The organism is Stenotrophomonas acidaminiphila, assembly GCF_014109845.1.
Lineage (GTDB): Bacteria > Pseudomonadota > Gammaproteobacteria > Xanthomonadales > Xanthomonadaceae > Stenotrophomonas > Stenotrophomonas acidaminiphila.
This window is the reverse complement of the sequence record NZ_CP043567.1, coordinates 2,377,018-2,398,740: the sequence shown is the minus strand read 5'-3', so window position 1 is coordinate 2,398,740 and position 21,723 is coordinate 2,377,018. Positions and strand designations below refer to the sequence as shown.

Here is a 21,723-nt window from a genome sequence, read left to right as displayed (position 1 = left end):
CTGACGGAACCAAGATGACCGACTCCCCCTTCCCGCTCGAAGCCACCGCCGCCGAAGCCCAGGCCGCGATCGCCGACGAATTCTCCTTCTTCGGCGACTGGTCCGAGCGCTACCAGTACCTGATCGACCTCGGCCGCAAGCTGCCGCCCTTCCCGGATGCGTGGAAGACCGAGGCGCACCGCCTGCACGGCTGCCAGTCGATGGTATGGATCGTGCCGGAAGGCAATGCCGACCGGCTCGTGTTCCACGCGGTCAGCGACTCGGCCATCGTTTCCGGGCTGATCTATCTGGCGCTGCGCGTCTACTCCGGCCGACCCGCCGCCGAGATCCTGGCCACCGAGCCGGAGTACGTGGCCTCCATCGGCCTGGCCCGGCACCTGTCGCCGACCCGCAGCAACGGGCTGGCGGCAATGCTGTCGTTCATCCGCGACACCGCGCGGTCGCAACCGCAGTGACCGCCGGCAGCGGCGATGCCGGCGTGGGCGCGCTGCTGCGCCAGCCCGGCTTCGCGCACCTGCTGGCCTACCGCATCACCGCGATGCTGTCCTACCAGATCGTCGCGGTCACGGTGGGCTGGCACATCTACGAGATCACCCGCAATCCGTTCTCGCTGGGCCTGGTCGGCCTGGCCGAAGTGCTGCCCTATTTCTGCGTGGCGCCATTCGCCGGCTACCTGGTGGACCACCTGCCACGCCGCCGCCTGGGCATGGCGGCCAGCCTCGGGCTGGTAGCCACCGCCGCCATCCTGTGCGCGGTCGCGCTGGGCGCGTTGCCGTTCCAGGGCACGTGGCCGATCTACCTGGCGATCGCCCTGACCGGCATGGTCCGCGCCTTCCTGTCGCCGGTCTACAACGCATTGTTCGCGCGGGTGCTGGCGCGCGGGCAGTACGCGCGCGGCGCCGGCTTCGGCAGCGTGGTGTTCCAGGCCGGCATGGTGCTCGGGCCGGCACTGGGCGGCGTCCTGGTCGGCTGGGGCGGCAAGGCCCTGGCCTATGCCGTGGCCGCGGCGATGGCGGTACTGGCCATGGCCGCGCTGGCCCTGCTGCGCGTGCACGAAGCGCCACCGCCGCAGACCCGCGCGCCGATCTTCGCCAGCATCGCCGAGGGCGCGCGTTTCGTGCTGTCCACGCCGGTGATGCTCGGTGCGATGGCGCTGGACATGTTCTCGGTGCTGCTGGGCGGCGTGGTGGCGATGCTGCCGGCCTTCATCCAGGAAATCCTGCACTACGGGCCGGAAGGCCTGGGCATCCTGCGCGCGGCACCGGCGCTGGGATCGGTATGCGTGGGCCTGTGGCTGGCCCGGCACCCGCTGCACCGCAACGCCGGACGCGTGCTGCTGTACGCGGTGGCCGGCTTCGGGCTGTGCGTGATCGGCTTCGGCCTGTCGCGCAGCTTCTGGCTGTCGGCGGCGATCCTGCTGTTCTACGGCGCGTTCGACGGCGTGTCGGTGGTGGTGCGCTCGACCATCCTGCAGCTGGCCACGCCCGACGAGATGCGAGGCCGGGTGTCGTCGATCAACGGCATCTTCATCAGTTCGTCCAATGAACTGGGCGCGTTCTACGCGGGCACCATGGCGCGGCTGCTGGGACTGGTGCCGGCGGTGGTGGTCGGCGGCTGCGCGGTGCTGGGCGTGGCGGGCCTCACCGCGTGGAAGAACCCGACGCTGAGGCGCCTGAACCTGCGCGACCTGCAGTAGCCCGGGGCGATGGCGGCCGCACGACCGGGCCGCAGCCGCGATGCCGGCGCGAACGCTGCAAACAAAAAGCCCCGCGCAAGGCGGGGCTTTTTGTTCACAGGGGATCGGAATCAATCGCCCTGCTGCTTCTGCATGTGTTCCCAGCGTTCCTGCGCATCGATGGTGCGCTCGGCGGTGAGGCGCGCTTCCAGGCGCTCCAGGCCGATTTCCTCGCCGGTGTCCACGCAGTAGCCGTAGTCGCCCGACTCCAGGCGCTTGAGCGTGCTGTCGATCTTGCCGATCAGCTTGCGGTAACGGTCACGGGTGCGCAGTTCCAGCGAATTCTCGGTCTCGCGGGTGGCGCGTTCGGCCTCATCGCCGATGTCGCGTACTTCCTCGCGCAGGTTCTCGATGGTCTGCTTGGATTCCTCCACCAGATCGGCGCGCCAGTCCTGCAGGCGCTGGCGGAAGTACTCCTGCTGCAGCGGGCTCATGTATTCCTCGTCCGCCGCGGGCTTGTAGCCGGCCGGGAGGATCGGGCGACCGGTCGCCTCGTCGGTCTTGTACTCGACCACTTTGTGCTTGCTGCGCGGGGCCGGGGCGGCCGAGCGTGCGGTTACGGCAACGGCAACCTTGCCGACCGGACGGACGGCGGCGGGAGCGGCGGACTTGACGACGGTCTTTGCGGGGGATTTCGAAACAGGCACGGGATTCTTGGATTGCGGGGCCTTGGCTGCCGGAGCCGGTGCCTTGGCCGCCGGCACGGGGGCCGGGGCGGGTACCGTCTTGGCGACTGTGGCCGGGACAGGCTTGGCCGGCACCGGCTTGGGAGCCGGCTTCGGTACGGACTTGACGACGGGTTTGCTGACCGGGGACGTGGACGCCTTGGCCGCGGTCTTGGCGACGGCCTTCTTGACCACCGGCTTGGCAGGCTTGGCGGCCTTGGCCACCTTGGCCGCCGGGGCGGCCACCTTCTTCACCGGGGCCTTGCTGGCAGCCACCTTCTTGACTGGGGCTTTCTTGACCGCGGCCTTCTTGGCCACCGTCTTCTTGGCGGGCGCTGCCTGCTTGGCCGGGGCCTTCTTGGCCACCACCTTCTTGGCAGGCGCCTTCTTCGCAGCTGGCCTGGCGGGCTTGGCGGCCGGTTTCTTGACTACCGGCTTCGGCGCCGCCTTCTTGACTGCAGGTTTGGCGGTTTTCTTGGCGACCTTGACGGCCTTTTTTGCAGGTTTTTTTAGCAGCCACGAAACGCTCTTCCTTGTTTCCCCCGGGGCCCGGGAAAGCGGGCCTTTATAGCCTACCCGACCAGCAGCGGCAACCGCGCCGACCGCCCCGACATGAACGGATGCCCGAGCTGCCCCGGAGCGGCCCGGCGGCATCGCCGGACCCTCCCGCGCGGTTCGGAACGTGACCGGGCACGAGCGGCGTACCCCGGTGGGCGACCGGCGTACCAAGTCCGCCTGCCACCTGTCTGGCATCGTGCGACAAATCCTTGGGCAATGCCAGCTGGCTTATCATCCCGGGGTGATAAGCCGACTCCTCATCGCCCTGCTGCGCTTCTACAAGCGCTTCATCAGCCCCCTGCTGGGGCCGCGCTGCCGCTTTGTCCCCAGCTGCTCCGAGTACTCGATGGACGCGATCCGCCTGCACGGCCCGTTGCGGGGCAGCTGGCTTACGCTGCGCCGGCTGGGCCGCTGCCATCCGCTCCATCCCGGCGGCTTCGACCCGGTCCCGGACAAGGCGCACTCCCCCACTTGCCGCTGCACAGGAAAACACTGACATGTCCTCCACGCTCATCACCAATGCCCGCATGGTCAACGAGGGCCGCACCTTCGACGGCGACCTGCGCATCGAGGACGGCCGCATCGCCCGGATAGGCAGCGGGCTGGCGCCGCGCGCCGGCGAGGAAGTGGTCGATGCCACCGGCCGCTGGCTGCTGCCGGGCATGATCGACGACCAGGTGCATTTCCGCGAGCCCGGCCTGACCCACAAGGGCGACATCGCCAGCGAGTCGGCGGCGGCGGTGGCCGGTGGCCTCACCAGCTTCATGGACATGCCCAACACCAACCCGCCGACCCTGGATTCGACCATCCTGGAGGCAAAGTACGCGCTCGCGCGCGGCCGCGCCTGGGCCAACTACGGCTTCTATCACGGCGCCAGCAACGACAACCTGGACGCCATCCGCATGCTCGACCCGAAGAAGGCGCCGGGCGTAAAGGTGTTCATGGGCGCCTCCACCGGCAACATGCTGGTCGACGACCCGGACACGCTGGACGCGATTTTCCGCGACTGCCCCACGCCGATCATCACGCACTGCGAAGACACGCCGATGATCGACGCCAACATGAAGGCGTTCCAGGAAAAGTACGGCGATGCGCTGACCGCGGAGATGCACCCGGACATCCGTTCGCGCGAAGCCTGCATCAAGTCGACCCGGCTGGCGATGTCGCTGGCGCGCAGGCACGGCACCCGCCTGCACGTGCTGCACATCTCCACCGCCGACGAACTGGCGCTGTTCGAGAAGGGCCCGCTGGTGCGTGCCGATGGCAGCCGCAAGCAGATCACCGCCGAGACCTGCGTGCACTTCCTGCATTTCGCCCGCCCGGACTACGCCACCAAGGGCAACCTGATCAAGTGCAACCCGGCGATCAAGGACGTGGCCGATCGCGAGGCGATCATCGCCGCGCTGGCCGACGACGTATTGGACGTGCTGGCCACCGACCATGCCCCGCACACCTGGGAAGAAAAGCAGAAGCCCTACGCGCAGGCGCCGTCCGGCCTGCCGCTGGTGCAGTACGCGCTGGTCGCCGCGCTGGAACGCGTGCACGAGGGCAAGCTCACCCGCGAACAGGTGGTGCAGAAGTTCGCCCACGCCCCGGCGCAGCTGTTCGACGTGGAGGAACGCGGTTTCCTGCGCGAAGGCTATTTCGCCGACCTGGTGCTGGTGGAGGACGTGCCGTTCACGGTCAGGCGCGAGGACGTGCTGTCCAAGTGCGGCTGGTCGCCGTTCGAAGGCACCACCTTCCGCTCGCGCATCGCCTCGACCTGGGTCAACGGCCAGCGGGTGTGGGACGGCAGCCGGCTGGTCGGCAGCCCGGCCGGCCAGCGCATGACCTACGCCCGCTGATGCGTTCGATGCTCCTGTCGGGGGTGCTGCTGGCCGCCGCCCCCCTGCTTGCGGCCCAGGGCGTGCTGGCGCAGGACGGCATCGCCGACCTGATCGACAACCGCGTGCTGTTCCCGGCCAGCGCCTCGCAGGGCGCGATGGTGATCGGCAAGGTGCCTGCCGGCAGCCGCGTGCGCCATGCCGGCCGCGACCTGCGGGTCAGCGGCTACGGCAGCGTGGTGTTCGGCATCGGCCGCGACGAGACCGGCCCGCTGCAGGTGCAGGTGCGCCGCCCGGACGGTTCCGAGGAGACCGCGGTGATCGCGGTGGCCGCGCGCGACTGGCCGCTGGAACGGGTCAACGGCGTGCCGCCGAAGACGGTGAACCCGCCGCCGGCCATCGCCGAGCGCATCGCCCGCGAACAGGCCCGGGTCACCGAGGCGCGGCAACGCGACGACAACCGCACCGACTTCGCCCAGACCTTCCTGTGGCCGGTCCAGGGCCGCATCAGCGGCCGCTTCGGCAATGCCCGGGTCTACAACGGACAACCCGGCGCCGGCCATTCGGGCATGGACATCGCCGCGCCGACCGGCACCCCGGTGAAGGCGCCGGCCGCGGGCATCGTCACCTTCGCCGACCCGGGCCTTTACCTGACCGGCGGCACCCTGGTGCTCGACCACGGGTTCGGCATCAGCTCCAACTTCCTGCACCTGTCGCGGATCGACGTGAAGGTCGGCGAACGCATCGCGCAGGGACAGGTGATCGCCGCGGTCGGTGCCACCGGGCGCGCGACCGGGCCGCACCTGCACTGGGGCATGAACTGGTTCGACACCCGCATCGACCCGCTGCTGGTACTCGAGCGCGGCAGGTAGCCCGCCCGCGTCCGCGCCCGGCACGGACGCGGGCCGCCGGGTGCTCATCCGCTGCCGCCCCCGCGTCGCCCGAGGGGCCCGAGCGGCGGCGAACGGCCAGGGCGCCGCCGCGAGGCCGCGCCGCCGGGGCCGTGTCGGGTCCATGTCGGGGGCATGTCCTCACCACTGGCGGGCATCCGGCAGGATGATGGCGGCAACCCGAGCCCACTGCCCCGAGGAATCCCCATGCATGTCAACGGCACCCGACTTCGCGAACTGCGCCTCGCCCGCCAGTGGTCGCAGGAGCAACTGGCCGCATTGAGTGGCCTGAACCTGCGGACCATCCAGCGCCTGGAATCGGGCGCGAAGATCTCCACCGAATCCCTGCGGGCCCTGGCCGCCGTCTTCGAAGTACCGGCCGGCAGCCTGCTGCTGGGCGAGCCGGCGCCCAGCCAGCCGGCGCTGCAGGCCATGCGCGAAGGCGTACTGCGTGGACTGGAGTTCAAAGGCACCACGCCACGCGCGGATTTCTGGTGGTTCGCACTGGCCGTGGCCATGCTGCTGGCCCTGGCCCAACTGCTTGCCGAGGCTGTCGGCCCACTGCCGCTGCAGCTGGCTTCGCTGCTGGTGCTGTTGCCGTGGCTCGCGGCCTGCACGCGGCGCCTGCGCGACGCGGGCTTCAACCCCTGGTGGCAGTTGATCAGCCTGGCGCCGGTAGGCGGCATCCTGGTGCTGCTCTACCTGCTCACCTATCCGACCAGGGCAAGCGAGCCGCTCGCCGCTCCACCGGCGTGATCGCCCCCTTCCACGGCGGCCGCCCGCCACCGGCCAGGGCCCCTGCCGTCGACGGTCGCCCGCACCCGCAGGCCCGGGGCGATCAGCCCCGCGCCGCCCACCACCCACGCCACAGCAACGCCGCCGGAGCGGGCTGGTAGTCGCCGCCACGGATGCGGGCCTGCAGGCGGGCACGGGCCAGCGCCGCATACAGCCGGCGCGGCCGGGGCCCCGCGACCCGCGCCGGCCAGCGCGCCAACAGAAACTGCTGCCAGGGGCCTTCGCCACCGGCGGCGGTGGGCACCGCGGCGGCACCCAGGTCCTGCACCCGCTGCGCCAGCAGCTGGGTCAGCACCGCATCAGCGGCGGCGGGCTGCAGCGGCGCATCGAACAGGGCCGCCTCCACCGCCGCCACCGCATCGGCGAACCGTTGCAGTGCGCTACGCGCCTGCGCCGGATCGGCCACGGCATCGCGGGCCTCGGCCAGGTCCGGCAGGGCTTGGGCCAGCTGTGCCCAGGGCGCCCGCACCGGCTCCAGCACGCGCCCGAGCGGATGCCGCGAGCGCTGCCCGGCCCAGCTGCGCAGTTCCTCACCCCACCAGCCGAGCTTGGCATTGGCCGGCAACGGATCGCCGGCGATGTTGAGCATGTCGTCGAATTCCTGCAGCAGCGCGAACCACGCCACGCTGCGGCGATGCAGTTCCGGTGCGACGAAACGGTCGACCAGCGACCACTCGGGCCAGCGCTCGCGCCATTTGTCCAGGAAACCGTCCAGCGAATCAGATCCAGTCATGCGCCCATTGTAAGAATCCGCCCGCTCGCCGTCTGCCGTCCTGCGCGGCTGGCGGCCACCGGGCAGGCCCCCACAGGCGCATCAGGCGCCGTCGGACCGGCGCGTCGCCGTCCTGCAATCGGTGCCACGCGCCCGCGCCGCGGGCCGGGCGCTGGTGCCGCGCACGAAGGCGGCCGCCAGCCGCAGCGCATCGTCGCCGTGCCGGTCGCCGCGCAGCGCACGCACCAGCCGGGCCGGGGTGGTGCCGGTCCAGCTGAGCAGGTCGTGCGTGGCGTGGGCCTGGTCGCTGTAGCCATGGCGTGCGGCGGCATCGGCGATGTCCGTGTCTTCGGCATCCAGCGTACGCAGCAGCGCCTGCAGGCGGCGCACGCGGGCGTACTCCTTCGGGGTCATGCCCACCGCCGCGAGGAAGCGCGGCTGCAGGGTGCGCAGTCCGGTGCCGAGCCGCTGCGCCAGTGCGGTGATGCGCAGGTCGCCATCTGCCGCGTCGAGCATGGCCACCGCGCGCTCGATGAGCGTATCGGGGGTGAAACCGGCGCACTGCCCGCGCAACAGGCGCCACAGGGGCTCCGGCGACTGCGAGGCGGCGCACGCCTGCGCGGCCTCGCCGAAGCGCGCGGCGAATCCCGGGTCCAGCGTGTGCAGGTCGGGGGCATGGTCGCGCAGCGCCGGCAACCGCGCGCCGGCAACCAGCGCGCTGCTCGCCGGCGTCAACCGCACGCCGATGCAGAACACCGCACCGGTCGCCTGCAGCCGGATCGGGCCGCGCTGCTGGGCGGCGAAGCAGAACGGCTGGTCGGCGCGGACCTGCCCGTCGGCGCCGTGGAAGCGCAGCGGTACGCCCAGTTCGGCCAGCAGTTCGCAGCAACCATCCGGATAGATCACCTGCGGCTCGCCATCGGGGGCAGCGTCGCGCAGCACCCACAGGCAACGCACGTGGCGCTGCAGTCCCGGCGGCGGCGGATGCTCGATGTAGTCCATGCGCCATCGAACCCCGCGCTGCGCGTTTTTACAAGCGCCGCCGCAGGGACGCCGCTAGCCTGCCCGCATCCATCGAGGAGGCGGAAACATGGCAAAGGCGGCAATGGTGCTGGGGGTGGGCATGGCATTGGCGGGCGGGACCGCCGTGGCCGGCGAATTCGACTGGCTCGCGGGCCAATGGTGCGGTGGCAGCGCGGAACGGAAGATCGAGGAGGCCTGGTTGCCGGAAGCCGGCGGTGCGCTGCTGGGCATGTCGCGCACGCTACGCGGCGGCGGCACCGAGTCGTTCGAATTCATGCGCCTGGTGCCTGCCGGCAGCGACGCGGGTTTCCATGTGCAGCCCAACGGCGCGGCGCCGACCGTGTTCGCCATCGCCGGACGCGGCGACGGCTGGGTGATGTTCGCGAACCCCGGACACGATTTCCCCCAGCGCATCGAATACCGGCGCGACGGCACGCGATTGCGCGCCGCCATCTCCGGGACCGGAGCGGACGGCACGCCGCTGGAGATCCGGTTCGACTACCGCCGCTGCGCCGACTGAACCGCCGGCGCGCGGTCCGCGCGCAGGCCACGCGGCCACGGCCAGGCCGCCGGCTCCAGCAGCGCGGCCGGGGTCGCCGCCATCGCGTCGGCCTGCCACAGCGCCGGGTCGTCGCCGTCCGGGCGGTAACCCCACAGCGCCGCCACCGACGGCATGGCGGCCGCGGATGCGGCCTGGATGTCGCGCTCGTCGTCGCCGACGTAGACACAATGCTGCGGCGCCAGCCCGATCCGCTGCGCGGCCACCTGCAGCGGCAGCGGGTGCGGCTTGCGCTCGGCCAGGGTGTCGCCGCCGATGAGTACCGCGTAGCGCTGCTCCCAGCCCAGCTGCGGCAGGATCAGCCGCGCCAGGTATTCGGGTTTGTTGGTGACGATGCCCCAGCGGCTGCCTGCCTGCTCCAGCGCATGCAACATGCTGGCGATGCCATCGAACAGTCGCGCATGGCGGCCGATCAGCGACTGGTAGACATCCAGGAACTCGGGCACCAGCGCATGCCGCTCGCTTTCGGCCATCTGCGGGAAGGCCACCGCCAGCATCGCCCGCGAGCCCTTGGACACCACCGGGCGCAAGCGCTCGGCGGCCAGCGCCTGCATGCCGCGCGCCTGGCGCATGGCGTTGGCGGTGACCACGAAGTCCGGCGCGGTGTCGAGCAGGGTGCCATCCAGGTCGAACAGCACCACCGGCGGGAACGCGGCCATGGTCAGGCCTGGTCCGGCTTGACCGCGAAGGCCAGGTAGTTGATGTCGGTGCGCCGGCTCAGGCGCGCGCGGTTGCGCCACGGCTCGTAGGCCATGCCGCTGACGTCCTGCAGCTGCAGCCCGGACTGGCGCAGCCATGCGCCCAGCTCGGCCGGCTTGATGAACTCCTGGTAGTGGTGCGTGCCCCTGGGCAGCAGCCGGGCGATGTACTCGGCGCCGACCACCGCCACCGCGAACGCGGCCGGAGTGCGGTTGATCGTGGACAGGAACAGCTTGCCGCCGGGACGCAGCAGGCGCTGGCAGGCGGCGATGATCGCGCCCGGGTCCGGCACGTGCTCCAGCATCTCCATGCAGGTCACCACGTCGAACGTGCCGGCCTGCTCGGCGGCCAGATCCTCGGCTGCCTGCACCCGGTAATCGACCTGTACCCCGGATTCCAGCCCGTGCAGGCGCGCGACCTTGACCAGTTCCGGCGCCAGGTCGATGGCGGTCACCTGCGCGCCCTGCTTCGCCAGCGCTTCGCTGAGCAGGCCGCCGCCGCAGCCGATGTCGAGCACCCGGGCGCCGCGCAGCGCGGCGCGTTCGGCCACGTACTGCAGCCGCACCGGGTTGAGCGCGTGCAGCGGCTTCTGCGGGCCGTCGGCGTCCCACCAGCGGTTGGCCAGCGCGGCGAACTTGTCCAGTTCGGCCTGATCGAAGTTGTTGGACGTCGGTGCTGCGGTCATTTCAGGGTCCTCGTGAAACCGCCGCGCTCAGGCGCGGATGGAACGGATGCGGTCGCGCCACTGGCGGGCATTGGCGGTGATCGCCGCCACGTCCATGCCGACCAGTTCGCGCTGCACCAGCTTGGGCTGGCCGGCGATCCACACGTCGCTGACCTGGTGGCGGCCGGCGGCGTAGACCAGCTGCGACAGGACATGGTGCAGCGGCTGGGTCTCCAGCGCCGACAGGTCCACGCACGCCAGGTCGGCCTGCTTGCCGACCTCGATCGAGCCGATCTTCTCACCGAAACCCAGCGCGCGCGCGCCGCCCAGGGTCGCCGCACGCAGCGTGGTGGCCGCGTCCAGCGCGGTGGCGTCGTTGGCCACGGCCTTGGCCAGGATCGCCGCGGTGCGGTTCTCGCTGAACATGTCCAGGTCGTTGTTGCTGGCGCAGCCGTCGGTGCCGATGGCCAGGTTCACGCCCGCGCGCACCAGCGCGCAGGCCGGGCAGAAGCCCGAGGCGAGCTTCAGGTTCGACTCCGGGCAATGCACCACGTGCACGCCGCGCTCGGCGCACAGGTGGATCTCGGCGTCGGTGAGCTGGGTCATGTGCACCGCGATCAGGCGGTCGTTGACCAGGCCCAGGCGGTCCAGCCGCGCCAGCGGGCGCTGGCCGTGCAGCCTGATCGAGTCGCTGATTTCCTGCGCGGTCTCGTGGGTATGCAGGTGCACCGGGATGTCGAGCTGGTCGGACAGCATCCGCACCCGCTCGAAATTGGCGTCGTTCACCGTGTAGGGCGCGTGCGGGGCGAACGCGGTGCCGATCAGCGGGTCGCCGCGCCACTGGTCGTGCAGCTCGCCGGCGCGGGCGAAGTACTCGTCGTCGCTGCGGGCCCAGGCGCTGGGGAAATCGATGATCACCGAACCGACCAGCGCGCGGAAGCCATGCTTCTTGTACACGGCGGCCTGCACGTCGGCAAAGAAGTAGTTCTCGTTGGCGCAGGTGGTACCGCCACGCAGCATCTCGGCGATCGCCAGGGTGGTGCCGTCGGCGACGAACTCGGGGCCGATCACCGCCGCCTCGACCGGCCAGATGTGCTCGCGCAGCCAGGTCATCAGCGGCAGGTCGTCGGCGATCCCGCGCAGCAGGGTCATCGGGTTGTGGGTGTGGGCGTTGACCAGCCCCGGGATCAGCGCCGCCTGCGGGCGCGACACCACGTCGGCGGCCTGGAAGCGCGCACGCGCCTCGGCGCGCGGCAGCACCGCCACGATCCGGCCGCCACTGACCGCCACCGCGTGGTCTTCCAGCACTACCGCATGCGGCTCGACCGGCACCACGTAGCCGGCTTCGATCAGGAGGTCGCAGCGGGACGCCGCGGTTTCAGGGGTTGTCATTGCAGAGCTTCCTTCCGGGACCGGGCCTGTGGCGCGCACTCACTCGCCGCGGGCGAGGATGCGCCGCCGGGCGAGCATGGACAGCGGGAAAATCAACGCGAACACCAGTGCCGCCCATTTCCCCGGGACGAACAGGCCAAGCGGGATGGCGCAGGAGAACACCAGCAGCGGGATCAGCCCGCGCACCAGCAGCAGCCGGGCCTGCGCCGCGCCGAGCCGGGCGCGCAGGTCCTCCTGTGCCACCACCGTGCGCCGGAGCAGCCAGGAAAACAGCGAAATGCCGGTGAGCACCAGCGCATAGACCACGAAATGCTCGGACACCTGGCGGGTCGCGAACGGCATCAGCACGACGAAGAACAACTGCAGCAGGGCCAGCCACACCAGCTTGGCGTTGACCCGTCGCACGTGTTTCCAGGTGAGCATGTGCCCGACCCAGAACAGCCCGGTCACGAAGAAGCTGATGACGTACGCCAGCAGCACGCTGGAGGTCTCGCCCCAGGCCTGGTCGGCGCCCACCCGTTCGATCAGTTCGCTGCCCGGCAGGCGCAGCTCGATGGCCAGCAGGGTGATGACGATGGCGAACACTGCGTCGCAGAAGTTCACCACCCGCTCATGCGGAAACCGGTCCTCGCGGACCGGTTCCTCGACAGCCTGCTCGACGCCGGCGGGTTCGCGCATGGGCTTACTTGACGCGCGCGGAGTATTCGCCGGAGCGGGTATCGACGCGGATCACCTCGTCCTGGCCGACGAACAGCGGCACGCGTACCACCGCACCGGTTTCCAGGGTGGCCGGCTTGCCGCCGCCGCCGGAGGTATCGCCGCGCACGCCCGGGTCGGTCTCGGTGATCTTCAGTTCGACGAAGTTCGGCGGCTGCACGGCGATCGGCTCGCCGTTCCACAGGGTCACCACGCAGGACTCCTCGCCCTTGAGCCACTTCTCGGCGCCGCCCATGCCGGCCTTGGTCGCCTGCACCTGCTCGAAGGTCTCCGGGTCCATGAAGTGCCAGTACTCGCCATCGCTGTACATGTAGTTCATGTCGGTGTCGACGACGTCCGCGGCATCCAGCGAATCGGTCGACTTCATGGTGATTTCCTGGGTACGGCCGTCCTTGATCAGGCGGTACTTCACCCGGGTGAACGCCTGGCCCTTGCCCGGCTTGACGTACTCGGTGTCGATGATGACAGCCGGTTGGTTGTTGACCAGGATTTTCATCCCGTTCTTCACGTCGTTCATGCCGTAGCTGGCCATGCTGGAACTCCTGATAAGTGGCAAAACCGGCGCGCGCGTGGCGGCCGGATTAGAATGGAACGCCCGCCGTCGAAGGCGGGCATCTGTTTTTCTGGTCGCCCATGATAACCGCAGCCCTCGCCCCCGCTCCACAGGAATCCCCCGCCCCCCTGCCCGCCGGCCGCTGGCAGGCGCATTGGCGGCAGGCGATCCGTGACCCGGCCGAGCTGCTGGCCGGGCTGGGACTGGAAGCCGCCGACCTGGGCGTGTCGGCGCAGGCGCTGGCGCAGTTCCCGCTGCGGGTGCCGCGCGGCTTCGCCGCGCGCATGCGCCCGGGCGACCCGGCCGACCCGCTGCTGCGGCAGGTGCTGCCGGTCGATGCCGAGATGCGGGTGGTTCCGGGGTTCAGCTTCGACGCGGTCGGCGACGGCGCGGCGAAGAAGGCCACCGGCGTGATCCAGAAGTACCGCGGGCGCGCCCTGCTGGTGGCCACCGGCAGCTGCGCGATCAACTGCCGCTATTGTTTCCGCCGCCATTTCGACTATGCCGGGGGAAAACGCCGCCCGCGGCGCCTGGGAAGAGGCGCTGGCGGCCATTGCCGCCGACCCGTCTATCGACGAGGTGATCCTGTCCGGCGGCGACCCGCTGGCGCTGGCCACCGCCAAGCTGGCGGAGCTGACCACCGCGCTGGCCGCGATCCCCCACGTGCGCCGCCTGCGCATCCACAGCCGGCTGCCGGTGGTGCTGCCCGAACGCGTGGACGACGAACTCGTGCACTGGCTGGCCGGCCTGCCCTGGCCGCTGGCCTTCGTGATCCATGCCAACCACGCCAACGAGTTCGACGCCAGCGTCGATGCCGCGCTGGCGCGCCTGCGCGGCGCCGGCGCGCAGTTGCTCAACCAGGCAGTGCTGCTGCGCGGGGTCAACGACGACATCGACGTACTGGCCGCGCTGAGCGAGCGCAGCTTCGCCGCCGGCGTGCTGCCCTACTACCTGCACCAGCTGGACCGGGTGCAGGGCGTGGCCCATTTCGAGGTCGACGACGCGCGCGCGCTGGAACTGCACGCCGCGCTGCGGGCGCGCCTGTCCGGCTACCTGGTGCCGAAACTGGTGCGCGAGATCGCCGGCGACACCGGCAAGCGCCCGCTCTGACCGGCACCCGGCGGCGCACCGGCGGCCGTGCCGCCGGCGGCCTTCAGGCCGGGCTCGGCGCGGCGTCCAGCAGCCGCACCAGGTCGTCCGAATCCAGCGGGCGCGCCAGCCAGTAGCCCTGCACCAGGTCGCACCCGCGCTCGTTGAGCAGGTCGAACTGGGCCTGGTGCTCGATGCCCTCGGCGACCACGGTGATCCCCAGCGCATGGGCCATCGCGATGATCGCGCTGGTCAGGGCCAGGTCGTCCGGGTCGCGCTGCAGGTCGGCGACGAAGCTCTTGTCGATCTTGACCCCGTCCACCGGCACCTGGCGCAGGTGGCTCAGCCCGGAGAAGCCGGTGCCGAAGTCGTCCAGCCAGACCTTGACCCCGGTGCGATGCAGCTTCTCCAGCAGCGAGGCGGCCAGCATCTCGTCGCCGATCACCGCCGTCTCGGTCAGCTCCAGGTGCAGGCGCGAGGCAGCCAGCCCGGAGACATGCAGGCACTGCTCCACCGCCGCGGCCAGGTCGCCGCTGCGCAGTTGCCGCGGCGACACGTTGACCGAAACGAACAGCTCCTCCCCGGCACCGTTGCACGGCCACTGCCGCGCCCGCTGGCAGGCGGCATGCAGCACCTTCGGGCCCAGGGTCTGGATCAGCCCGCTCTGTTCGGCGATGTCGATGAACATCGACGGCGGGATCGCGCCCAGCACCGGGTGCTGCCAGCGCAGCAGCGCCTCGACGCCGATCAGCATGCGGTCGAGGGTACGGAAGATCGGCTGGTAGACCAGGTGCAGCTCGCCGCGCTCCCAGGCGCCGCGCAGTTCCTGTTCGAGGTGCAGGCGCCGCTCGACCGCATGGTCCAGCGCACGGCTGTAGTAGCGGAAGCAGCTCTTGCCGGCCAGCTTGGCCTGGTACATGGCGATGTCGCCGTTCTTGAGCAGCCCGGTGGCGTCGGTGGCATCTTCCGGGAACAGGGTGATGCCGATGGAGCTGCCCAGGAAGATCTCGCGCTCCTGTACCTGCAGCGGCGAGCCGAGGTCGGCCACCAGGCGCTTGGCCAGGGCGGTGGCCATGTTCTCCACCCGGCCCGCGTCGTTGCCGATCAGGATCACGAATTCGTCGCCGCCGAAGCGGGCCAGCAGGGCGTCGTCGCCGCCATCCTGCTCCACCGCCGCGGCGATGCGCTGGGCGAACTGCAGCAGCGCGTCGTCGCCGGCCTCGTGGCCGAGGGTGTCGTTGACCCGCTTGAACTCATCGATGTCGATGAACAGCAGCGCCAATCCCTGGCCGGAGGCGCGGGCACCGAGCAGGCGGTGGTCCAGCGCCTCGCGGAACGCCAGGCGGTTGGTCAGGCCGGTGAGCGAGTCGGTGTAGGCCATCTGCCGCACTTCGCGGTCGTGGCGGGCGATGCTCTGGCCCATCCGCCCGAACGTGCGCAGCAGTTCGCCGATCTCGTCGCCACGACGGGTGTCCTGCTGCTCGACCTGGTAGTCGCCGGCCTCGATGCGGCGCGCGGTCGCGCCGAGCCAGCGGACCGGCTGCACCAGGGTGCGCTGCACGTACAGCGCCACCAGGCACGCCAGCCCGACCAGCGCCACCATCATCAATATCACCCAGGCCAGCTGGCGGCGGTTGGCCAGCCCCATGCGCTGCTCCAGCGCGGCCTTGGCCTCGGCCTCCTGGGCGCGTACCGGTGCCAGGTCCATGCCCAGCCGCAGCCCGCCGATGCGCTGCTCGCCGATGCGCAGCGGAAGGTCCACCTCCAGCACCATCGGCGACTCCTGCATCCGCAGCTGCTCGGCGTTGATCGCGCCCTGCGCCAGCGGGTCCTGCATCTGCCGGCCATAGCCGGCGACCTCGACCGAGCCGTCGTGGATCAGCCGGCCCTCGGCGTCGTGCACCAGCACGTAGCTGACCGACTTCTGGCTGGCGGTACTGCGCACCAGCGCGCCGATCGCGTCCAGGTCGGAGAAGTACAGCGGGTTGACCAGCGCGTCGGCCAGCGACGTCGCCAGCGACGTCCCCTGTTCGCGCACGCTGTCGTCGAACACCTGGCTGACCACGCTGCTGCTGGCCTGCAGCAGTTCGCGCTGGGCCGCCGCCTGCCGCGCCAGCAGCACCGCGACGATCGCGATCACCACCAGCACCGCGCCGGCGGCCACGCACAGGAAGCGGGCCTGCAGCCCGAAGCGCGGCCGCTTCATTCGACCTCCATGCGCACCCGGGCCAGGCCGGCGCGCAGCCGGTCGAGCGCGCGCTGGCTGGCCGGGTCCAGGCGGTGGAACGCCGAGGTACCGAAGAACTTGCGCAGCGCCGGGCCGGCCGCCGGGTCGTTGCTGGCTTCCAGCAGCACCTCCTGCAGCCGCCTGCGCACCGCCGGATCCATGCCCGGACGCACCATTTCCACCGCGCGCGGCACGTCCTCGGTCTCGTAGAGCACGCGCATGTCGCGCCGGAACACCGCCGGCACCCGGCGCTCGTCGAGCCAGTCGATACTGCTGACCACGCCGGCGTCGACCACGCGCTTGTGCACGAAGGTGGAGATGTTCAGCTCCGAGCGCGCGAACACGTAGCCCACGGTGTCGGCGGTGGGCGTGTCCTGCGGTGTCAGCAGGATTTCCGGGCGCACACCATGGGCCAGCAGTTCCATCACCGGCACCAGGTAGGAGCTGGTGGACCAGACGCTCTGCATCGCCAGCGAGCGCCCCTTCAGCTCCTCCAGGGTGTTGATCGGGCTGTCGCGGCGGACGAAGAACACACTATGGTAGGCCGCCACGCCCCCGCGCTCGGTCAGCAGCAGCGGCTCGGCGCCGCTGCGCTGGCGCAGCGCCATGGCGGTACCGGACGTCTCCGTCACCCAGTCCACCCGCCCCCGCCGCAGGTAGCTGGCCATCTGCTGCATGTCCTTGGCCATCAGGATGCGGCCTTCGACGATCCCCACGTCGCGCATCCTTGGAATCACATAGTCCAGCAGCGGCTTGAGTTGTTCGTAGTGCGACTTCGGGTCGTCACTCAGGCGCCCCAGCACCAGTACCGAACGCTCGGCCGCCGCCGCCACGGCGGGCAACGCCACGGACAACACCAGCGCGGCCCCCCAGAGCCATCTTGAAACACGCAAACCGGCGCTCCCCCAAGAGTGTCCGCACAGACTATCCGAAAAAAACCCGAATGACGGATGTCTCAGTTCTGCCGTTCGTTCGCCAGCCTGGCCATGCGCTGCGCGTCGGACAATATGCCGCGCAGCAGGCGCACCTCCTGCTCGGACAGCTCGGCCTTCATGAACAGGCGGCGCAGCTTGCGCATGGCCGATTCCGGGGCGCGGCCCTTGTGGAAATCGATCTGGTCCAGGGTGTCGCCGAACTGCCCGAACAGCCCTTCCAGCTGCGCGTGGCTGGCCGGTGCCTCGCCATACCCCGGCTCCGGCGGCGGCGCGGCCTGCCCTTCCAGCTGCGCCATGCGCACCTCGTAGGCCAGCACCTGGACCGCCGCGGCCAGGTTCAAGGAGCTGAACTCCGGATCCGAAGGAATGTGCACGGCGGCATGGCACAACTGCAGCTCGTCGTTGCTCAGGCCGGTGCGCTCGCGGCCGAACACGAAGGCCACCTCCGCCGGCTCGGCCGCCCGCGCCACCGCGCGCTGGCCGGCCACCTCCGGCAGCAGCTCCTCCAGCTGGACCCGGCGCGCGCGCGCGGTGCAGCCCAGTACCAGCCGGCAATCGGCCACCGCCTCGGCCAGGGTGGCGAACACCGGGGCATCGCCCAGCACGTCCTCGGCGCCCGCCGAACGGCGGAAGGCGACCTCGTCCAGCGGCTGCTCCGGGGCCACCAGCACCAGCCTCGACAGCCCCATGGTCTTCATCGCCCGCGCCGCCGCGCCGATGTTGCCGGGATGCTGGGTGCCGACGAGGACGAAACGGATGCGGGTGGAAGCGGACATGGCGAAAAAAGTCAGGAGCGGGACAGCCGCAGATGGTAAACTGCGCGGCCGGCCCGTGCGCCGGGACCGCTCTTTTCCTCCGCCAGTCCGACCCATTCGCCTTCACGGGAGCCCTTCGCCATGCAGAAACCCGCCGTCACCGTCATGGTCAAGGCCGCACGCCTCGCCGGCAACGTCCTGTTGCGCAACATCAACAAGCTCGAAGCGCTGAACGTGGTGCAGAAGGGCCGGATGGACTACGCCAGCGAAGTCGATGGCGACGCCGAGAAGGTGATCGTCAAGGAACTCAAGCGCGCCTACCCGGACTACGGCATCTACGGCGAGGAAGGCGGCCTGCAGGGCAATGGCCGGCAGATGTGGGTCATCGACCCCCTGGACGGCACCAGCAACTACCTGCGCGGCTTCCCGCACTACTGCGTGTCGATCGCCCTGGTCGAGAATGGCGAACCCACCGACGCGGTGATCTTCGACCCGCTGCGCAACGAACTGTTCACCGCCTCCAAGGGCGCCGGCGCGGTGCTCAACGACCGCCGCATCCGCGTGGCCGAGCGCAAGGACCTGGAAGGCACGATGATCCACACCGGCTTCGCCCCGCGCGAGCGCGCCCGTGCCGGCAGCCAGCTCAAGACCGTGGATACCCTGCTGGTGCAGGCCGAGGACATCCGCCGTACCGGTTCGGCGGCGCTGGACCTGGCCTACGTGGCCTGCGGCCGCGCCGATGCCTACTTCGAGGCCGGGGTGAAGGCATGGGACATCGCCGCCGGCGTGCTGCTGGTGCGCGAGGCCGGCGGCAAGGTCTGCAATTACCGCGGCGCCACCCTGGCGCGCATGGACGACAAGGGCCCGGAGACCCAGCAGGTCGTGGCCGGCAACCTGAAGGTGTGCGAGGCGCTGCAGAAGGTGATCGTCAACACCGGCCACGCCGCCGAGTTCGATCCGAAGTTCTGATCCGGCCTTTCCCGCGATCCCGGACGGCGCCCGCGAGGGCGCCGTTTCTGTTTCTGGCATGACGTCCGTTGCGGGAGCCGCGAACCGGCGGCCCGCGGCTGCTCCCCCATTCAATGTCACCAGATGAAGGCCTTGGCCTTGGCCTTGGCCTTGGCCTTGGTCTTGGCCTTGGCCTTGGTCTTGGCCTTGGTCTTGGCCTTGGTCTTGGCCTTGGTCTTGGCCTTGGCCTTGGTCTTGGCCTTGGTCTTGGCCTTGGCCTTGGTCTTGGCCTTGGTCTTGGCCTTGGTCTTGGTCTTGGTCTTGGTCTTGGCCTTGGCCTTGGCCTTGGCCTTGGCTTTGGCTTTGGCTGTTGCTGGTGCTGTTGCTTTTGACTTCCGGCTCCCCTTCCGCAGCGACGGAGCCGACGGGAATCACCCGAAGGGCGGCGTGCAGGGACGCGCGTCGTTTTTCGACGAGACATGGATGTCTCGTCGAAAAATCCCGCCGGCGGAGTGGACCCAGCCCGCTGCGCGGGCTGGGCGCGGAGGCAGGGGCGTGTTTCTCTTGGTTACTTCTCTTTGCACGATCAAAGAGAAGTAACTCGCTCCTGCGAAGCAGGGGCGAAAGCTCTGCTTTCAATCTTCCGCTTTCATGCTTGGCCTCTGGCTTGGCCCTTTGACTATCGCGTTGGTACAGACGTCCAGGGAAAGCCAGAGCAAGGGCGGGAACAGGATCAAAGGCTTTCGCTCCCCTTCGGGGCGCGAGCCACCTTTCTTTGCTCGTGCAAAGAAACGTGGCCCAAAGAAAGCACGCCCTGCCTACGCGCCCGACGCGCTGCGCGCGTCGGGTCCACTCCGCCGCCGGGATTTTTCTACGCGACATCCCTGTCGCGTAGAAAAACGGCGTGCGTCCCTGCACGCCGCCCTTCGGGTGATTCCCGTCGGCTCCGTCGCTGCGGAAGGGGATGCATAGTCAAAAGCGCAGGAGCCAAGGCACAAACAAGAACGAGAGCGAGAGCGAGAGCGAGAGCGGAAACGCTGCTCCAATGAAAAACGCCCGGCATCTGCCGGGCGTCCTTGGGGTACCGCGGGTTGTCGAACCGGTTACGCCACCGTCGAAGAACGCAGCGCGGCGATGCGCTCCTCCAGCGGCGGATGGCTCAGGAACAGCTTCTTCGCCGTCGACCCGGCGATGCCGAACGCCGCGATCTGCGTCGGCAGCGTGCTCTGCCCGTGGTTGAGCTTCAACCGCTCCAGCGCGGCGATCATCTTCTGACGGCCGGCCAGGCTGGCGCCACCGGCGTCGGCGCGGAACTCGCGGCGACGCGAGAACCACATCGCGATCATCGTCGCGAACAGGCCGAACACCATCTCCAGCACGAACACGATGATGTAGTAGGCAAAGCCACGGCCGCTGTCGCGGTTGCCCGACAGCGCGCTGTCGATGATGCCGCCGACCACGCGCGCCAGCACGATCACGAAGGTGTTGAGCACGCCCTGCAGCAGCGCCATGGTGATCATGTCGCCGTTGGCGACGTGCGAGATCTCATGGCCCAGCACCGCCTCGGCCTCTTCCTCGCTCATGTTGTGCAGCAGGCCGGTGGACACCGCCACCAGCGCGTTGTTGCGGTTGGCGCCGGTGGCGAAGGCATTGATCTCGGGGCCGTCGTACACCGCCACTTCCGGCATGCCGATGCCGGCCGCCTTGGCCTGGCGCGCCACGGTGTCCAGCAGCCAGCGCTCGGTCGGGTTGCGCGGCTCGGTGATCACCACCGCGCCGGTGCCTCGCTTGGCCATGAACTTGGACAGCAGCAGGGAAATGATGGAGCCGCCGAAGCCGAAGATCGCGGCCATGACCAGCAGGCCGCTCATCTGCGAAGGGTTGACGCCCAGCACCGACATCACGATGCCCGCCAGGATCAGCACGGCAAGGTTGGTCAACAGGAACAGGCCGATACGGGTAAACATGCGGAAAGGTCCGGTAAGGGTTGGATGAACACGCTAAATCTGCGGTGCGGACAGGTTGAATTCAAGCGCGATTCTGACCGACGATTCAGCTTCGATGTCCTCCTCCCCCTACCGCGGCCGCTTCGCCCCCTCGCCCACAGGCCCCCTGCACCTGGGGTCGATGCTGGCCGCCTTCGGCAGCTGGCTGCTGGCCCGGCATGCCGGCGGCCAGTGGCTGGTGCGCATCGAGGACGTGGACCCGCCGCGCGAAGTGGCGGGTGCCGCCGCGTCGCAGCTGGCAACGCTGGCCGCGTTCGGCCTGCAGCCGGATGAACCGGTGCAGTACCAGAGCCGCCGCCATGGCCTCTACCGCGCCGCCCTCGAACGCCTGCTGGCCGACGGCAAGGCCTTCGCCTGCCATTGCAGCCGCACCGACCTGGCCAGCCAGCACGGCATCCACCGCCACTGCGTCGGCGGTCGCCAGCGGCCGCACCCGGCGATCCGCCTGCGCGTGGCCGACGACACTCATGTCGCCTTCGACGATGGCCTGCAGGGCCACTTCGGGCAGTGGGTGGACCGCGCGGTCGGCGACGTGGTGCTGCTGCGCGCCGACGGCTGCTGGGCCTACCAGCTGGCGGTGGTGGTGGACGATGCCGCGCAGGGCATCAGCGACGTGGTGCGCGGCGCAGACCTGCTCGATTCCACGCCGCGGCAGATCCTGCTGCAGCGCGCGCTGGGGCTGCCGCAACCGCGCTACCTGCACCTGCCGCTGCTGCTCGACGCGCAGGGCGCAAAGCTCTCCAAGTCGCTGGCGGCACGGCCGGTGGACGCCGCCGATCCCTTGCCGACGCTGCGCTGGCTGTGGGCCGCGCTCGGCCAGGAAGCCGCCGAACTGGAGGGCATCGACGCGCTGCCGGCGCTGCTGCAGCGCGCCGCGGCCGCCTTCCAGCCGGGCCGGCTGCGCCGCGCCGCCATCCCCGCCGCGCAGCCGTTGCCGTGAGGGCGCCCGGTTCACATAGAATCCATGGTTCCCCAGCG

The 21,723-nt window shown here is 70.1% G+C and carries 22 protein-coding genes and 1 pseudogene; 11 read left to right on the top strand and 12 right to left on the bottom strand.

Annotation, left to right across the window (positions count from 1 at the left end):
* The first annotated feature begins 14 nt into the window (after positions 1-14).
* Entirely contained in the window at positions 15-455 is a 441-nt protein-coding gene (locus F0P95_RS10915) for a SufE family protein (RefSeq protein ID WP_054665055.1), read from the top strand.
* The gene (locus F0P95_RS10910) at positions 452-1,696 is read left to right on the top strand and encodes an MFS transporter (protein ID WP_182334247.1); all 1,245 of its coding nucleotides are present in this window, start codon (positions 452-454) and stop codon (positions 1,694-1,696) included. The genes F0P95_RS10915 and F0P95_RS10910 overlap by 4 nt, the downstream gene beginning before the upstream one ends.
* 110 nt (positions 1,697-1,806) lie before the next feature.
* On the opposite strand, the gene dksA is transcribed toward F0P95_RS10910, so the two are convergent.
* Positions 1,807-3,054 carry an RNA polymerase-binding protein DksA gene (dksA, locus tag F0P95_RS10905; RefSeq protein WP_182334246.1) on the bottom strand — a complete coding sequence of 416 codons (1,248 nt, stop codon included), beginning with the start codon at positions 3,052-3,054 and terminating at the stop codon, positions 1,807-1,809.
* Between the two features lie 127 nt (positions 3,055-3,181).
* On the opposite strand from dksA, the gene yidD reads away from it, so the two are divergent.
* The 4 genes from yidD (at position 3,182) to F0P95_RS10885 (ending at position 6,427) form a co-directional block, all read left to right on the top strand.
* Positions 3,182-3,454: a membrane protein insertion efficiency factor YidD gene (gene yidD / locus F0P95_RS10900; protein ID WP_182336950.1), complete on the top strand. Its 273-nt coding sequence runs from the start codon at positions 3,182-3,184 to the stop codon at positions 3,452-3,454.
* A 1-nt stretch (position 3,455) separates the two neighbouring features.
* The gene (locus tag F0P95_RS10895; protein ID WP_182334245.1) at positions 3,456-4,802 is read left to right on the top strand and encodes a dihydroorotase; all 1,347 of its coding nucleotides are present in this window, start codon (positions 3,456-3,458) and stop codon (positions 4,800-4,802) included.
* Positions 4,802-5,653: a M23 family metallopeptidase gene (locus F0P95_RS10890; protein ID WP_182334244.1), complete on the top strand. Its 852-nt coding sequence runs from the start codon at positions 4,802-4,804 to the stop codon at positions 5,651-5,653. The genes F0P95_RS10895 and F0P95_RS10890 overlap by 1 nt, the downstream gene beginning before the upstream one ends.
* A 225-nt stretch (positions 5,654-5,878) precedes the next feature.
* Positions 5,879-6,427, top strand: coding sequence for a DUF805 domain-containing protein (locus tag F0P95_RS10885; protein ID WP_182334243.1), 549 nt, complete (start codon positions 5,879-5,881; stop codon positions 6,425-6,427).
* A gap of 82 nt (positions 6,428-6,509) precedes the next feature.
* Here F0P95_RS10885 and F0P95_RS10880 read toward each other — a convergent pair whose 3' ends face one another.
* Both F0P95_RS10880 and F0P95_RS10875 read right to left on the bottom strand, forming a co-directional pair.
* Positions 6,510-7,199 (bottom strand): isoprenoid biosynthesis enzyme family protein, encoded by a 690-nt coding sequence (locus tag F0P95_RS10880; RefSeq protein ID WP_182334242.1) that lies wholly within the window; start codon positions 7,197-7,199, stop codon positions 6,510-6,512.
* 81 nt (positions 7,200-7,280) lie between these two features.
* Positions 7,281-8,180, bottom strand: a complete 900-nt coding sequence (locus F0P95_RS10875) for a helix-turn-helix domain-containing protein (RefSeq protein ID WP_182334241.1) — start codon at positions 8,178-8,180, stop codon at positions 7,281-7,283.
* Positions 8,181-8,268: 88 nt separating this feature from the next.
* Between F0P95_RS10875 and F0P95_RS10870 the strand changes: the two genes are divergently transcribed.
* A complete protein-coding gene (locus tag F0P95_RS10870) occupies positions 8,269-8,721 on the top strand; it encodes a DUF6265 family protein (RefSeq protein WP_182334240.1) in 453 nt (150 codons plus the stop codon).
* On the opposite strand, the gene F0P95_RS10865 is transcribed toward F0P95_RS10870, so the two are convergent.
* The 5 genes from F0P95_RS10865 to efp are packed head-to-tail and all read right to left on the bottom strand — an operon-like array spanning position 8,700 to position 12,764.
* Positions 8,700-9,419 (bottom strand): phosphoglycolate phosphatase, encoded by a 720-nt coding sequence (locus F0P95_RS10865; RefSeq protein ID WP_182334239.1) that lies wholly within the window; start codon positions 9,417-9,419, stop codon positions 8,700-8,702. The genes F0P95_RS10870 and F0P95_RS10865 overlap by 22 nt on opposite strands.
* A 2-nt stretch (positions 9,420-9,421) precedes the next feature.
* Positions 9,422-10,144 (bottom strand): bifunctional 2-polyprenyl-6-hydroxyphenol methylase/3-demethylubiquinol 3-O-methyltransferase UbiG, encoded by a 723-nt coding sequence (gene ubiG / locus F0P95_RS10860; RefSeq protein ID WP_056932611.1) that lies wholly within the window; start codon positions 10,142-10,144, stop codon positions 9,422-9,424.
* A 27-nt stretch (positions 10,145-10,171) separates the two neighbouring features.
* Positions 10,172-11,515 carry a TRZ/ATZ family hydrolase gene (locus F0P95_RS10855; protein WP_056932612.1) on the bottom strand — a complete coding sequence of 448 codons (1,344 nt, stop codon included), beginning with the start codon at positions 11,513-11,515 and terminating at the stop codon, positions 10,172-10,174.
* Positions 11,516-11,554: 39 nt separating this feature from the next.
* Positions 11,555-12,193, bottom strand: coding sequence for a TMEM175 family protein (locus F0P95_RS10850; RefSeq protein WP_182334238.1), 639 nt, complete (start codon positions 12,191-12,193; stop codon positions 11,555-11,557).
* 4 nt (positions 12,194-12,197) lie between these two features.
* The gene (gene efp / locus F0P95_RS10845) at positions 12,198-12,764 is read right to left on the bottom strand and encodes an elongation factor P (RefSeq protein WP_054665025.1); all 567 of its coding nucleotides are present in this window, start codon (positions 12,762-12,764) and stop codon (positions 12,198-12,200) included.
* Positions 12,765-12,865: 101 nt separating this feature from the next.
* On the opposite strand from efp, the pseudogene epmB reads away from it, so the two are divergent.
* Positions 12,866-13,895 (top strand): annotated as a pseudogene (gene epmB, locus F0P95_RS10840) (EF-P beta-lysylation protein EpmB).
* A 43-nt stretch (positions 13,896-13,938) separates the two neighbouring features.
* Here the strand turns inward: epmB and F0P95_RS10835 are convergent.
* From F0P95_RS10835 to F0P95_RS10825, 3 genes are all read right to left on the bottom strand, one after another.
* The gene (locus F0P95_RS10835; RefSeq protein ID WP_182334237.1) at positions 13,939-16,080 is read right to left on the bottom strand and encodes a putative bifunctional diguanylate cyclase/phosphodiesterase; all 2,142 of its coding nucleotides are present in this window, start codon (positions 16,078-16,080) and stop codon (positions 13,939-13,941) included.
* On the bottom strand, positions 16,077-16,994 hold the full coding sequence (locus tag F0P95_RS10830; protein ID WP_182334236.1) for a phosphate/phosphite/phosphonate ABC transporter substrate-binding protein: 918 nt from the start codon (positions 16,992-16,994) through the stop codon (positions 16,077-16,079). Before F0P95_RS10830 ends, F0P95_RS10835 begins: the two co-directional genes overlap by 4 nt.
* Positions 16,995-17,056: 62 nt before the next feature.
* Positions 17,057-17,812, bottom strand: coding sequence for an RNA methyltransferase (locus F0P95_RS10825; RefSeq protein ID WP_182334235.1), 756 nt, complete (start codon positions 17,810-17,812; stop codon positions 17,057-17,059).
* Between the two features lie 120 nt (positions 17,813-17,932).
* On the opposite strand from F0P95_RS10825, the gene F0P95_RS10820 reads away from it, so the two are divergent.
* Positions 17,933-18,760 carry an inositol monophosphatase family protein gene (locus F0P95_RS10820; RefSeq protein ID WP_054665011.1) on the top strand — a complete coding sequence of 276 codons (828 nt, stop codon included), beginning with the start codon at positions 17,933-17,935 and terminating at the stop codon, positions 18,758-18,760.
* A gap of 123 nt (positions 18,761-18,883) precedes the next feature.
* The gene (locus F0P95_RS10815; protein ID WP_182334234.1) at positions 18,884-19,339 is read left to right on the top strand and encodes a hypothetical protein; all 456 of its coding nucleotides are present in this window, start codon (positions 18,884-18,886) and stop codon (positions 19,337-19,339) included.
* A gap of 503 nt (positions 19,340-19,842) precedes the next feature.
* On the opposite strand, the gene htpX is transcribed toward F0P95_RS10815, so the two are convergent.
* Positions 19,843-20,706: a protease HtpX gene (gene htpX / locus F0P95_RS10810; protein ID WP_182334233.1), complete on the bottom strand. Its 864-nt coding sequence runs from the start codon at positions 20,704-20,706 to the stop codon at positions 19,843-19,845.
* A gap of 94 nt (positions 20,707-20,800) precedes the next feature.
* Between htpX and gluQRS the strand changes: the two genes are divergently transcribed.
* Positions 20,801-21,685: a tRNA glutamyl-Q(34) synthetase GluQRS gene (gene gluQRS / locus F0P95_RS10805; protein ID WP_182334232.1), complete on the top strand. Its 885-nt coding sequence runs from the start codon at positions 20,801-20,803 to the stop codon at positions 21,683-21,685.
* The last annotated feature ends 38 nt before the right edge of the window (positions 21,686-21,723 follow it).